This is a genomic window from Rhizobium sp. 01N447_2 (genome assembly GCF_056399245.1).
The window spans coordinates 249521-263842 of the sequence record NZ_JBFTQY010000014.1; the positions used below are offsets into that span (position 1 = coordinate 249521).

Here is a 14322-nt window from a genome sequence, read left to right on the forward strand (position 1 = left end):
AAGACATGAACAGCATCACTTCATCTTGAGGTTGGCGGCAGTGAATCGGCCGTCGAGATTGGAGGACCGGTATGACTTACGCGCTTCGACTGATGGTGGTGCTTGGCTGTATTGCCGCATTCATGCCTCTCCCCGCGCTGGCCCAGAGCGCCCCGCCGCCCCCGCCCGTCACCGTCGCCAAGCCTGTCGTGCGCGATGTCGTCGACAGCGACGAGTTCATCGGCCGTTTCGAGCCCGTCGACGAAGTCTCCGTCCGTTCGCGCGTCGGTGGTTACCTGCAGGAAATCCATTTCCAGGACGGCGCCCTGGTCAAGCAAGGCGATCTGCTCTTCGTCATCGACCAGCGGCCGTTCGTAACCGCGCTCAATCAGGCAAAGGCAGCACTCGAAGCCTCGCAATCCGCCCTGGTCTTTGCCGATGCGCAGTATAAGCGCGCGCAATCGCTTGCTTCGAGCGGCAGCCAATCGGCGCAGACGCTGGACGATCGTCGCCGCGAATTCGATTCGGCCCAGGCCAATGTCCGCGGCGCCCAGGCTGCCGCCGATCGCGCATCTCTCGACATGGAATATACCGAAATCAAAGCGCCGCTCAGCGGCCGTATCGACCGCCGGCTGATCTCCGCCGGCAACCTCGTGCAAACCGACCAGACCATTCTCACGACGATCGTTTCTCTCGACCCTATCGATTTCTATTTCGACGTCGATGAGCGCCGCCTGCTGAATTTCGCCGACACGGCGCGCAAGCTGGGCAAGGATCTCCAGCAGGGCGGTGGCGGACTGGATGTATCCGTCACGATCTCCGATCCCAATGCCAAACCATTCAAGGGAAAGCTCGATTTCGCCGAGAATCGGGTCGACAATGAGAGCGGCACCATTCGTCTGCGTGCCCGCTTCCCCAACCCCGATCTCGTCCTTCAGCCCGGCCTCTTCGGTCGCATACAAGTCGAAGCTTCCAACACCTACCAGGCCATTCTTGTCCCCGACGAGGCGATCGGCTCGGACCAGAATGAGCGCGTTGTTTATGTCGTCGCCGAAGACGGCACGGTTTCGACCAAGCCCGTAAGGCCCGGACCGCGTCTCTACGGCTACCGGGTCATACGCGAGGGCCTTGATGGCACCGAGACGATAATCGTCAACGGCCTGATGCGCGCCCGGCCAGGTGCAAAGATCACGCCTCAGATGACCGAACTGCTGCAGGAGCGGCAGGACACTGCGCCCGAAACCGCCGGCGCGGAGAGCGGACAATGAGATTTGCTCATTTTTTCGTGGACCGGCCGATCTTTGCGGCCGTGATCTCGATCCTTCTTCTCGTCGTCGGCGGCATTGCCTATACGCAATTGCCGGTATCGCAGTATCCGGAGATAGCGCCGCCGACCATCGTCGTGCGCACCTCTTACCCGGGTGCCGACCCACAGACGATCGCCGATACCGTTTCGACGCCGCTCGAACAACAGATCAACGGCGTCGAAGACATGCTTTATATGTCTTCTTACTCCAGCGCCGACGGCGCCATGTCGCTGACGATCACCTTCAAGCTCGGCACCGATCTCGACAAGGTCCAGGTGCTCGTCCAGAACCGCGTTTCCATCGCCCTTCCCCGTCTTCCCGAAGAAGTCCAGCGACTTGGCGTGACCACCGACAAAAGCTCGCCGGATCTGATGATGGTGGTGCATCTGCTTTCGCCGTCGCACCGCTATGATCAGCTTTACGTCTCGAACTACGCCCGCAACCGCATCCGCGACGTTCTCGTGCGCCTAGACGGCGTCGGCGACGTGCAGATCTTTGGCGAACGCCAGTATTCGATGCGAATCTGGCTGGATCCGGAAAAGCTCTCCGCCTACGGGATGACGTCAGATGACGTCGTCTCCGCATTGAGAGACCAGAACGTTCAGGTATCAGGCGGCAAGATCGGTGCCCCACCCGTCACCGGCAAGAATGCATTCGAATATACGGTGCGAACGGACGGCCGCTTCTCCGACGTGCGCGAGTTCCGATATGTCATTGTGAAATCGACGACTTCGGGCCGGCTCGTGCAGTTGCAGGATGTCGCCCGGATAGAACTCGGCGCACAGGATTACGTCACCAACAGTTATCTCAACAACGATCCCGCAGTTGCTCTCGGCATCTTCGCCCGGCCGGGAACCAACGCCCTGGACACGGCCCATCAAGTCCAGACGCTGATGAAGGACATATCCCAGAATTTCCCGCCGGGTCTGGAATATCGTATCGTCTACGACACGACTGAATTCATCTCGGATTCGATCACCGAGGTCTATAGAACCATCGCCGAAGCGGCCATCCTGGTAGCAATCGTCGTTCTTGTCTTCCTGCAATCCTGGCGAACCGCGATCATTCCAATCATTGCCATCCCGGTATCGCTGATCGGCACCTTCGCCGTCCTGCTCGCCTTCGGCTTCTCGCTCAACATGCTCACCCTGTTCGGTCTCGTGCTGGCGATCGGTATCGTCGTCGACGACGCGATCGTGGTGGTGGAAAACGTCGAGCGCAATCTGGCACGCGGCATGACGCCGAAGCAGGCGTCCCATGTCACGATGGACGAAGTTGGAACCGCCGTCGTCGCCATCTCGCTGGTGCTGATCGCCGTGTTCGTGCCGACAGCCTTCATTCCAGGCATCTCAGGACAATTCTACAGGCAGTTCGCGGTCACGATCTCCGTCACCACTGCAATTTCCGCATTGAATTCGCTCACCCTGTCGCCCGCGCTCGCAGGCATATTGCTGAAAACCCATGACCATGAAACCAAGCGCATGAATGTCGCATCCCGTGTGGGAAGAGGGCTTGCAGATGGCTTCAATCATGGATTCGATCGACTGAGTTCCGGCTATTCATGGACCGTTCGGCATCTGGTGAGCAGCTGGATTGGGTTGACAGCCGCGATGGTCACCTTCGTCTGCCTGCTCGGAGCGACCTGGTACATGGGCACGAAAGTTCCCGCGGGCTTTATCCCGACCATGGACCAGGGTTACGCCATCATCGTCATACAGCTACCTGATGGAGCCTCGCTTGCGCGTACCGATGCCGTCGTCAAGCAGGTGGGCGATATCGCCCGCACCGTGCCCGGCGTCGGCAATGCCGTGCAATTTGCCGGCTTCAGCGGGGCGACGTTCACCAATGCCTCAAATGCCGGCGTCGTCTTCGTCCCGTTCAAATCCTTTGCCGAACGTGAAGAAGGCGGCGAGAACGCCAACAAGATCATCGGCGAGCTTTATGGAAAGCTGCAAAGCATCCAGGAAGCCTTCATCATCGCCATTCCACCGCCATCCGTGCGTGGCGTCGGCAATTCCGGCGGCTTCAAGATGCAGATATCCGATCTCGAGAACGCCGATATGACCCGCGTGCTCGGCCTCGCCCGGCAGATGATGGGTGCGGCGGCAACGACCGAGGGGCTGACTGGCGTCTTTACGACATTCTCCGATGCCAGCCCGCAATACTTCCTGGCGATCGACCGCGACAAGGCGCGGTTCCTGAATGTGCCGATTCCCAACATTTTCAACGCCCTTTCCATCAATCTCGGCGTCGCCTATGTGAACGATTTCAATGCGTTCGGCCGCGTCTACCAGGTTCGCGCCCAGGCCGACCGGCAATACCGCATGGACCGGGAAGACATCCTCGCCCTCAAGGTCCGGTCCGCGACCGGGGCGCTGGTTCCGCTTGGAACCTTGATGGACATCCAGGATGCCAGCGGCCCGGCGCTGGTCCAGCGCTACAACATGTACGTCTCGGTGCCACTTCAGGGCAATCCGACGCCCGGCACGTCGACGGGCGATGCCATCGCCAAGATGGAGGCCTTAGCGGCGAAGATCCTGCCGCAGGGGACCACCTTCGAATGGACGGAACTCGCCTATCAGGAGACCCACACCGGCAACACCGCCATCTACATCTTTGCCCTGTCTGTCGTCTTCGTCTTCCTGGCGCTGGCGGCACAATATGAAAGCTGGGTTCTGCCGCTCGCGATCATTCTCATCGTCCCGCTTGCGGTGCTCGCGGCGCTGATCGGTGTCTCGCTGAGAGGAATGGACAACAATGTCCTGACGCAGATCGGCCTGATCGTCCTGATCGGCCTTGCGGCCAAGAACGCCATTCTGATCGTCGAGTTCGCCAGGCAGGCGGAAGACGAGGGCAAATCGCCGGTAGAGGCGGCCATCGAGGCTAGCCATCTTCGCCTGCGCCCGATCCTGATGACGGCATTCGCCTTCATCTTCGGTGTTCTGCCGCTTGCCATCGCCACCGGCCCCGGCGCCGAAATGCGCCAGTCGCTCGGCACCGCCGTATTCTCGGGCATGCTCGGCGTGACCTTCTTCGGCCTGTTCCTGACGCCGGTCTTCTACGTCGTGCTGCGCGGCTGGCGCCGCAACCGCCCGGCCACTGTAGAACCAGCGAAGACAGAGCCGGTCGAGGAAGGGGTCGTCTGAGACGATCCCGCCCGGCTCTGCAGCGCCGCGCGTCTTTTCAGACGCGCAAAGGACGCTGCAACGCTTTGAATCGACGCATCGGCTGGGAAACAGGCACAGAAGTCAGGTCGAAAACAGATGGACCTTGCCCTGCCACAAGCGGGCGACGGTGAGCTTGCCGCTGCGAAAGGCGCGCGTATCGAGATTGAGCCGCCTCGGCCGTATGTCGGGTTCGTCGTTCGGCGTATGACCGTGAACGACGAGTTTCGGCAACGGCACCCGGCTTTCGAGAAACCGCTGGCGGATGAGCACCAGATCCTCGTCCGTCTGCTCGCTCAGCCGCAGCTTCGGATTGATGCCGGCATGCACGAAAATCACGCTCGGGGTCTCCAGCAGCACGGGCATCGCCCGCATGAAATCGATATGCGTCCGCGGCAGCGACTGGCGGATGAAGGCATCGAGCTTCGCGCCGGAGGGAAAGACCAGCGGCAGGTGCTCCGGATCGAGGCCATAGGATTTGAGCGACTCCGCTGACCCCATCTGCATCCAATCGTCATAGGAGATCCAGCCGTCGACATAGTCGAGCATGGCGACTTCGTGATTGCCGGCAAGGCAGATGCGGTCGAATCCATCTGGCGGTGGCTCCATAAGATGGGCGATCACCTGTGACGATTCCGGGCCGCGGTCGATATAGTCGCCGAGCGTGACGATCAGCTTACGCCCGGGCAACTGCGCGCCATCACGCAGGATCGCCTCTTCGGCTTTCACAAGCAGATCGTACCGACCGTGAATGTCGCCGATCGCATAGGTTGGAATAGCGGCAATATCCAGCGTCAGGCGCGGTCTCGGCTGGCGTGCCATTTTCGAAACCTCGCTGTTGCGAGCACGAGAGTCGCTCATCATATTTCTCGATCAAGGAAGCCCCACCTAACCGTAAGTAGAGTGAAGGACAAGGCAATCAAGCTGGTAAGAAAATTCAAAGCACCCGCGTTTTGTAGAAAAACCGGCCTTATCATTCGAGGGGCAATTCCTCACTCCTGTATCCGTCGAGAAAAGAGTGACCGATGGGAACGGTATCGCAGTTTCATGAGAGCCTGAGGCCTCCCGCGCATCGCATCGAAAGCGAAGAGGAGGCGATATCCACGGCCCGGGGCCTCGCCGCCGCATTCCGGCATCAGGCGAGCGAGCGCGATATCAACCGCATCCTGCCCTTTGCCGAGCTTGATGCGCTGTCGGTATCGGGACTGACGGCAATCACTGTTCCGCCAGACCATGAAGGGCTCGACGTGTCGAACGCCCTGCTCGCCGAAATCGTTGCAATCATCGCCGAGGGCGATGCTTCGATCGGCGAGGCGCTGGAAAATCATTTTTGCGCGCTGGAAACGTTGCGCACTCAGGCTGCCGAGGATTTGAAGGCATCGCTGTTTCCCCGCGTGCTGCTCGGTGACCGCTTCGCGGGCGCCGCCTTCACCGACGGGGCCGAACTGACCGCCGAAGGTCCGGGCTACCGCCTGAGCGGGCGCACGCAGCGGGCACCTGGTATTCTCTTCGCTGACTGGATCGCCGCTGCCGCCACCGCTCCGCCCAGCCGCCCGGTGACGCTCTACCTCGCAGGCGCTGAGGAAGGCGTGCAGGTGGTCGACGATTGGGACGGCTTCGGCCAGCGCACCAATGGATCGGCGACGGCGATCGTCGGCACGCTTCATGTCAATGCCGATGCGATTGCGCCTGCCCCCTCCTCCGGACATTCGACCGGCATCTCGCTCGGCCTGCTGCTCAAGGCCGGCGTCAGCCTGGGCATCGCCCGGGCTGCATGGAGCGACCTGATGACCGCGATCGGCGATCCCAGCACGCCCGTCCTGCCCGGGATCGGCAAGCACGCCATCCGCATCGAAACGACGGCGGCAGCCTTGGAACGGGCTGGCCGCAAACTCGACATTGCCCAGGTCAATCCTGTGGAGGCCGCAATGGCGGACGCACATTTTTCCGCCTCGGCCGCCGCAATCCTTGCCGGGGAAACGGCACTCGACACCGCAAACGCGCTGTTTGAACTTGCAGGAGAAACATCGGCCGGCATCGGCCTCAATCTCGACCGCCATTGGCGCAATGCCCGCATTCACGCGCTATCGCTGCCGCGGGATAAGCTGTTGCACACCGCAGGCGAATATATGTCGAAGCCCGGCAGGCTCTAATTCAGCTGGCCGCGGAGATTGGGAATTCTTCCTTCGCGCCTTCGACGCGGCCGCCGTCGGCGACGAACTGCTCGAGGGTCATATTGTCGAGAATGGCGGCGATCGCGTCCCGAACATCGGTCATCGAGCGCCGCACCTGACAGGTTTCCGGATCGGCACAGTCGTCGCAGGCCTCGTAAGCCGTACGGCTGGCGCAGCGGATCGGCGCTAAGGGCCCGTCGAGCGTGCGGATGACATGGCCGATGCGGATTTCAGAGGCCGGCCGCGACAGGGAATAGCCGCCGCCCGGCCCCTTCTTCGAGCGCAGGATGCCGACATTGCGCAATTCGAGCAGGATCGTATCGAGAAACTTCTTCGGGATATTGTTACGGGCGGCGATGTCATTGATGAAGGCGGTCTCGCCCGGCGCCAGCCGTGCCAGGTCGACCAGCGCCTTCAGCCCGTATTTTCCCTTTTTCGTCAGCATCGTCGTCGCCTTGTAGAAATCGCAGTATTTATCCTGCCAATAGCAGGCAAATAGCGTCAAAAGCGTGAACATACAACAAAATAGCTATTATTTATAGCTTGTATCGGCAACGTCCACAGAAACGCCCGGCAGCCTCGAGAAAGACCGGCCGCCGCGCGCTTTCCGACCTCTTCGGTTAGATCGTCTTCAGCATGCCGCCATCGACGAAATAGGTCGAGCCGATGCAATAGCTCGCACGCTCCGAACTGAGGAAGACAAAGACGTTGGCCAGTTCCTCCGGCGTGCCGAACCGTTTGGAGGCGGCGTGCTCGTTGGCGACGCTCTGCAGATAGCCTTCCCAGTTGCCGCCGGTTTCCGCCGTCAATTGTTTGGCGGTCTTGATCCAGTCGGGCGTCAGGATAAGGCCGGCATTGACGCAGTTGACGCGGATATTGTCCTTGATGAGTTCGGTCGAGAGCGTCTTCGAAAACATCATCAGCGCCGACTTGCTGACATTGTAGATCGGCTCGTACCAGAGCGGCTGGACGGCGCAGATCGAGGCATTGTGCAGGATCACCCCGCCACCGCGTTGCTTCATCTGCGGCGCGATGCCGCGCGCCAGCCGCACGGCGGCCATCACATGCAGGTCCCAATAGTCCTGCCACTTCTCGTCGGGTGCCTCCATCACCGTCTCGTTCGATCCGGTGCCGGCATTGTTGATGAGGATATCGGCGCCACCTTTTTCGGCCGCCGCCGCGATGATCGCCTCGGTTCCCGCAACCGTCGCCACATCGGCCGCGACAGCGGCGGCGCTGACGCCGTACTTCTCGGCGATACGGGCGGCTTCCGCCTCGAGCCGTTCGCCGCCACGGGCTGCCAGCACAAGGTCGGCGCCCTCAGCCGCCAGTCCCTCGGCGATCGCCAGCCCGATGCCGACCGACGCACCGGTTATGACGGCAGTCTTTCCCTTCAATCCGAGATCCATGTCTTCCTCCGCAAACGGCCGGAGATCCCGGCCTGATGTGCTGAGTGTTCCGCCAATGAGCCCCGGGCGTCAAGCGCCCGAACCCCTCTTGCGGCAGGCGCCGATCTGTCGCATGCCTGCATCAACAGATGGGAGGAGTTTTCATGCGACGTTATTCAGCCTGCATAGAGTGGCTGTTTGCCGAAGAAGGCGACAGCTTTCCCGATCGCATCCGCTGCGCCCATGCGGCCGGCCTGACGGCAATCGAATTCTGGCGCTGGACCGGCAAGGATCTGGATGCGATCGAGGCGGCGCTGAAGGAAACCGGTCTTGCCGTCTCCAGCCTCGTCGCCGAACCGATGATCGCGCTGACCGACGCCGCCAATCGGCAGGCCTGGCTGAAAGGCCTTGCCGATTCCGTCGCTGTCGCCAAGCGTCTCGGCGCGCCGGTGCTGATTGCCCAGGCGGGCGACGATCTCCCGGGCTTGACCCGCGAAGAACAGCGCCGGGCGCTCACCGAAACGCTGAGAGCCGGCGCCGACATCCTCAAAAGCAGCGGTGTCCGCCTCGGCGTCGAGCCGCTCAACATCCGCATCGACCATGTCGGCTATTTCCTCGATTCGACCCGCGAAGGTCTCGACATCATCGATGACGTCGCCCGCCCCGAGATCGGCATCGTCTACGATATCTACCATTCCGCCGTGATGGACGAGCGCACCGAGGAGGTGCTGAACGGCCGTCTCGACCGTATCATCCACGTCCATGTCGCCGATCACCCCGGCCGCAACGAACCGGGTTCCGGCGGCATCGACCTTGCTCACCGCCTCGGCTGGATCTTCGCCAACGGTTACGACGGCGCCGTCGGTCTGGAATACCGGCCGACCAGGCCCGGCGCGGATGCGGTCAAGGCCGCGATTGCTTCGCTCGGCGGTTAAACCTCGGCGGCATCGACGCTTGCCACCACCTTGCAGGGGCCGGCCGAGCGGCGTTCGATGATCCGCGAGGCGATCATGATGCGTCGCGCCGGCATGCCCGGCAGGCGTGGATTCTCGATGCGTTCGAGCAGCAGACGTAGGCCGACGGCGCCACACTCCTGCCCCTCCATGCGCACCGTCGTCAGCGCCGGCGAGATCTGCGTCGCCGGCGAAAAATCGCCGAAACCGACGACCGAGACGTCGTCGGGAATGCGGTATCCCTGACCGAGCAGTTCGGACACCACGGTCAGCGCCAACCCATCATGGGCGCAGAAGAAGGCCGTTGGCCGGATGCCCCTTTGCTTCAGTGCCTGGTAGGCCGTCGCGAAGCCGTTCTGCTCGTCGAACTGCATAACGTGTAGGGTAACATCGGAATAACGTTCGGCGACTTCGCGGGCACCGTAATAGCGCTCCTGCCGCCCCCGAAAGCCCGGCGTGCCATAGACATAAACGATCGAGCGATGGCCGAGACCGGCCAGATATTCGATCACCGCCTGCCCCGCCTCATGATCCGTACCCGTCACCTGGTCGGCCTGCTCCAGCGGATCGACCCAGCCAAAACGTACGATCGGAACGCCCGTGGCACTCGCCGCCGCCACTGCCTCGCGGTCATGGGGGCCGACGAGGATCAGTCCGTCACAGGCGCGTGCCAGCTCTTCCAGCTGCCCCTGATTATGGGTCCAGCGGAGGCGCAGCGTCATGCCCAGCCGGTGCGCCTCGCGCTGCACGCCGTTCTGAACCTGCATATAAAGCTCGCTATTGACGGCATCCAGGTCGTGAAAGACCACGGCGACCTCGCCTGCAGCACCCTGCCCGGCTGGCCTCGTATAGCCGAGGCGCTGCGCCGTCTCGCGGATCAGTGCGCGCGTTTCCTCGCTGACGCCGCTCTTGCCGGCAAGCGACCGCGACACCGCATATTTCGACAGGCCGACCTCCCGCGCGATCGTCTGCAATGTAACCCGGCCTCTGCTTCCCACGTGGCACCCCTACATTCGGTTGATGGGACGCTGGCTATATCAACCGCATCCCAAAAGCAAATTTTCGCACTAACGAAAACATAACGCTTTACCTAACAATATCCAAATGTAATCTTTCCCTCATCCCAAGCCCAACAGCAAAATAATGAATAAGGGCACGGATTTTTGGAGGATAACCCCTATGATCAAGCTGAAACGACGTGCGTTTCTGGCCGGGACATCGGCCGTATTCATCTTGCCGGCGCTGCCGGTTTTCGCCACAGAGTTCAAGGAAGCCGATATCCTGAAAACGAAGGTGTCGAGCGGCGCCCTGCCGGCCCTGAAGGACCGGCTTCCCGAAAATCCGCTCGTCGTCAAACCGGTCGAAAGCGTCGGCAAATACGGTGGCGATTGGAACATGGCGCTGGTCGGCGGTGGCTCGCTGTCGATGCTGTTCCGCTACCAGGCCTATGAGCCGCTGCTGCGCTATACGCCCGACTGGTCCGGCGTGACGCTGAACGTTGCCGAGTCCTTCGAGGGTGACGCCGATTCCAGAGTCTATACGATCCGCCTGCGCAAGGGCATGAAGTGGTCGGACGGTCATCCCTACACCACCGCCGACATCAAGTTCTGGTACGACACCGTCTTTACCGACAAGCGCGTCGCCTTCGTCGGCCAGGATCATTGGAAGTCCGGCGGCAAGCCGGCCAAGCTGGAGATCGTCGACGAGCAGACCTTCAAGGTCACCTTCGACAAGCCGAACGGTCTTTTCCCGCTGCAGGTCGCCTGGGCCAACAACGACCAGACGACGCGCACGCCGAAACATTATCTCGAGCAGTTCCACATCGACTTCAATCCGAAGGCCGATGAACTCGCCAAGCAACGCGGCTTCGAAAGCTGGATCGCCTCTTTCCAGGCGGCCGCCGGTTTCCAGGACGACAACGCCTTCTTCTTGAACTCCTCGAAGAAGCCCTGCGTGCATGCCTGGATGTTCACGATAGCGCCCGGCGAAAACACCGAACGCGCCGTTGCCGAGCGCAATCCCTACTATTGGAAGGTCGACACCGAGGGCAACCAGCTGCCCTATATGGACCGCATCGTCTACCAGATGGTCGCCGACCCGCAGGTTCTGCTGCTGAAGGCCATGCAGGGTGAAGTCGACCTGATGGACCAGTATATCGCCACACCCAACAACAAGTCGGTTCTCTACGATGCGCGCGAGCAGGGCGGCTATGATTTCTACACGCTGACTTCGACCGAGGCCAATGTGATGAATTTCATCTTCAACCTGAACCACAATGACGAGACCAAGCGGACGCTCTTCCGGAACAAGGATTTCCGTGCGGCACTCTCGACCGCACTCGACCGGCAGTCGCTGATCGATGCCGTCCTCGTTGGCCAGGGGGCGGCTGCCCAGCCGTCGATCAAGAAGGAAGATCCGCTTTACAACGAGCAGCTCGCCACGCAGTTCACGGCCTATGACGTCGACAAGGCGAATGCCATGCTCGACCAGATCGTGCCGAAGCGCGACGACCAGAACTTCCGCCTCGACGAAAAGGGCCGCCGCCTGACGATCATCTTCGAGATCGACCAGGCGCGCGCCGTCTTCCTCGATCTCTTCCAGCTTGTCATTCCGATGTTCCAGGCGGTCGGCATCGATGCGCAGATGCGCTCGATGGACCGTTCGCTCTGGGAGACGCGCGTCCGCCAGGGCCGCGATTTCGACGCGACCGCCCACCAGTTCGGCGCAAATGGCGGCGTCGCCGCCATGCTCGACCCACGCTACTACGTGCCGACCGATGCCAACGCCATGTATGCCCCGGCCTGGCAACTCTGGTATCGCGACCGCGCCAATGCCAATGCCGAGGAACCGCCGGAAAGCACGAAGAGCCAGCTTGCGCTCTACGACAAGCTGAAGGCGACTTCCGACTCATCAGGCCAGCGCGAGGTCATGAAGCAGATCCTGCAAGGCGCCGCCGACAACTTCTATGTCTTCGGCATCTCGCTGCCGCCTGATGGATACGGCATCGTCAAGAACAACATGAAGAACATCACGAAGATCATGCCGAACTCCTTCGGCTGGCCGACGCCCGCTCCGACCATGCCGGAGCAGTTCTACAAGGCCTAATGGCCTTCAACCTCATGAGCCATACCAGGCGCCCGACGAGCCGGTCGGCGCCGGGGGCCTTCTTTGCCAATGATTGGATGAAGACGATGCTCGACGCCAGAAAACAGAACACCCACACGCTGAGGACGCCGGATTGGTTCAAGACCGCGACCCGCTGGACCCAGCTGACCTTCGTGGAAGACGACCCGGAGAAATACGACCCGGCCTTCTGGATCAATGTCTTCAAACGCACGAAATCGAACGCGGTCTGCCTCAGCGCCGGCGGCTATATCGCCTATTATCCGAGCGACGTGCCCTACCACTATGTGAGCAAATATCTCGGCGACAAGGACATCTTCGGCGCGCTCGTCGACGCCGCCCGCAAGCTCGACATGCATGTCATGGCCCGCGTCGACCCGCATGCGATCCATGACGATGCCGCCAAAGCCCATCCGGAATGGGTGATGATCAATGCCGACGGCACGCCGCGCCGCCACTGGGCCTATCCCGGTGTCTGGGTCACCAATGCCTATGGCGACTACAACAGCCTCTTCATGCCTGAGGTGGTCAAGGAGATCGTCCGCAAATACGATATCGATGCGGTCTTCGCCAATCGCTGGCAGGGCCACGGCGTCGATTATAGCGAAGACAGCGCCCGCCGCTTCAAGGATATGTCCGGCCACGCCCTGCCGGTAAAACCCGATGCCGAGGATCCGGCCTGGCAGGCTTGGGTGCAATGGCGCCGCCGCGTGCTCACCGACATGATCGCGCAATGGGACGATGCCGTCAAAGCGATCCGCCCGCATGCGAGCTTCATTCCGAACATGGGCGGCGCGTCGCTGATGGAATTCGACCTCTCGGTCATCGCCAGGCACTGCCCCTTCCTCGTCGTCGACCATCAGGGCCGCAAGGGGCTCGAGCTCGGCTGGTCGGCCGGCCGCAACGGCAAGCGCATTCGCGCCACCTTCCCCGACCGCCCGGTCGTGCTGATCACCTCGATCGGCCCGGAGGAGGAATATCGCTGGAAGGATGCCGTCACCTCGGGTGAGGAGATGCAGCTCTGGATCAATGACGGCACTGCCCACGGTCTCTATGCCTGGTTCACCAAGTTCAACGGTGTCGTGCCCGACAAACGCTGGGTCGAGCCGGTGGCCGACGCCTTCGGCCTGCAGGCAGCCGTCGAGCCCGTGCTGGAAAGCATGAAGCCGACCGCCGAAATCGCCGTCATCGATCCCTCGACAACGCTGCGCCACTGGGCGCCGGAAGAGCGGCATTCCGCCGAGAAGCACGATCTCGGTCTCTATCACGCCCTCGTCGAAGCCCGGCTGCCCTTCGAGCTGCTCTCGGACCAGGTGCTGACCGAGGAAAACCTCGACCGCTTCAAGCTGATCATTCTCGCCAACGCCTCCTGCCTTTCGGATGCGCAGAACGCGGCGATCCGCGCCTATGTCGATCGTGGCGGCAGCGTGATTGCCTCTTATGAGACCTCGCTGCGTGATGAATTCGGCAAGAGGCGTGCCGACTTCGGCCTGGCCGACGTGCTCGGCGCCAAATACGTCTCCGGCCCGCGCGGCATCGTCAAGAACACCTATGTCGCCCTTTCCGGCGATCACCCGATCAATCGGGATTTCGACGACGCCGAACGCATCATGGGCGGCACCCGCCTGATCCACGCCGAACCGTCGGCCGATGCCAAGACTCCCTTCCTTTATATCCCCGACTTTCCCGATCTGCCGATGGAAGAGGTCTATCCGCGTGAAGAGCCGAAAGGCGCTGCCGTCATCGCCCGCGAGACTGGCAAGGGTGGCCGCACGGTTTACATCCCCTGGAACATCGGCGAGATCTTCTGGGAGGTCTTTGCGGTCGATCATGCGCGGCTCATCGCCAACGCCGTCCATTGGGCACTCGGCAAGACGCCGCGTGTCACCGTCAAGGGCAAGGGCGTCATCGATCTGGCGCTGCGCGAAAACGGTGAGGGCCTGGCGCTCAGCCTCTTCAACCTCACCAATCCGATGATGATGAAAGGTCCGATCCGCGACAATTACCCTCTGGCAGCGCAGACCGTTTCGGTGGAGATTCCGGAGGGCCGATCGGTGGCGAAGGCGTGGCTCGTCGTTGCCGACCGCGCCGCAAGCTTCAGCTTCGGGAATGGCCGCGCCCAGGTGGAGGTACCTGGTATCGATCGGCTGGAGGTCCTGCACATCACCTGGAAATGAGGTGACACGCGACGGAGGAGCGCTTTCGGCCTGGAGGGCCGAAGGCGGGTGAAGATC

10 protein-coding genes are annotated in these 14322 nt (G+C 61.7%); 6 read left to right on the top strand and 4 right to left on the bottom strand.

Annotated elements, in window-relative coordinates:
* Positions 1-71 precede the first annotated feature (71 nt).
* Both AC1ECN_RS12255 and AC1ECN_RS12260 read left to right on the top strand, forming a co-directional pair.
* A complete protein-coding gene (locus AC1ECN_RS12255; protein ID WP_130673022.1) occupies positions 72-1247 on the top strand; it encodes an efflux RND transporter periplasmic adaptor subunit in 1176 nt (391 codons plus the stop codon).
* Positions 1244-4432 carry an efflux RND transporter permease subunit gene (locus AC1ECN_RS12260; RefSeq protein ID WP_130673023.1) on the top strand — a complete coding sequence of 1063 codons (3189 nt, stop codon included), beginning with the start codon at positions 1244-1246 and terminating at the stop codon, positions 4430-4432. Before AC1ECN_RS12255 ends, AC1ECN_RS12260 begins: the two co-directional genes overlap by 4 nt.
* A 102-nt stretch (positions 4433-4534) precedes the next feature.
* Here the strand turns inward: AC1ECN_RS12260 and AC1ECN_RS12265 are convergent, their stop codons facing one another.
* Positions 4535-5311 carry a metallophosphoesterase family protein gene (locus AC1ECN_RS12265; RefSeq protein ID WP_024319354.1) on the bottom strand — a complete coding sequence of 259 codons (777 nt, stop codon included), beginning with the start codon at positions 5309-5311 and terminating at the stop codon, positions 4535-4537.
* 164 nt (positions 5312-5475) lie between these two features.
* Between AC1ECN_RS12265 and AC1ECN_RS12270 the strand changes: the two genes are divergently transcribed.
* A complete protein-coding gene (locus AC1ECN_RS12270; RefSeq protein WP_130673024.1) occupies positions 5476-6603 on the top strand; it encodes a monooxygenase in 1128 nt (375 codons plus the stop codon).
* Between the two features lies 1 nt (position 6604).
* Here the strand turns inward: AC1ECN_RS12270 and AC1ECN_RS12275 are convergent, their stop codons facing one another.
* Both AC1ECN_RS12275 and AC1ECN_RS12280 read right to left on the bottom strand, forming a co-directional pair.
* Positions 6605-7069 carry an RrF2 family transcriptional regulator gene (locus AC1ECN_RS12275; protein ID WP_024319352.1) on the bottom strand — a complete coding sequence of 155 codons (465 nt, stop codon included), beginning with the start codon at positions 7067-7069 and terminating at the stop codon, positions 6605-6607.
* 175 nt (positions 7070-7244) lie between these two features.
* On the bottom strand, positions 7245-8033 hold the full coding sequence (locus AC1ECN_RS12280) for an SDR family NAD(P)-dependent oxidoreductase (RefSeq protein ID WP_025395731.1): 789 nt from the start codon (positions 8031-8033) through the stop codon (positions 7245-7247).
* Positions 8034-8176: 143 nt separating this feature from the next.
* Between AC1ECN_RS12280 and AC1ECN_RS12285 the strand changes: the two genes are divergently transcribed.
* Positions 8177-8947, top strand: a complete 771-nt coding sequence (locus AC1ECN_RS12285; protein WP_130673025.1) for a TIM barrel protein — start codon at positions 8177-8179, stop codon at positions 8945-8947.
* Here the strand turns inward: AC1ECN_RS12285 and AC1ECN_RS12290 are convergent.
* Positions 8944-9963 (bottom strand): LacI family DNA-binding transcriptional regulator, encoded by a 1020-nt coding sequence (locus tag AC1ECN_RS12290; protein ID WP_130725888.1) that lies wholly within the window; start codon positions 9961-9963, stop codon positions 8944-8946. The two genes, AC1ECN_RS12285 and AC1ECN_RS12290, sit on opposite strands and share 4 nt — an antisense overlap.
* Positions 9964-10144: 181 nt before the next feature.
* On the opposite strand from AC1ECN_RS12290, the gene AC1ECN_RS12295 reads away from it, so the two are divergent.
* Together AC1ECN_RS12295 and AC1ECN_RS12300 are read left to right on the top strand one after the other, a co-directional pair.
* Positions 10145-12070 (top strand): ABC transporter substrate-binding protein, encoded by a 1926-nt coding sequence (locus tag AC1ECN_RS12295; protein WP_018073673.1) that lies wholly within the window; start codon positions 10145-10147, stop codon positions 12068-12070.
* Positions 12071-12156: 86 nt separating this feature from the next.
* On the top strand, positions 12157-14265 hold the full coding sequence (locus AC1ECN_RS12300) for a family 10 glycosylhydrolase (protein WP_130673553.1): 2109 nt from the start codon (positions 12157-12159) through the stop codon (positions 14263-14265).
* Positions 14266-14322 lie beyond the last annotated feature (57 nt).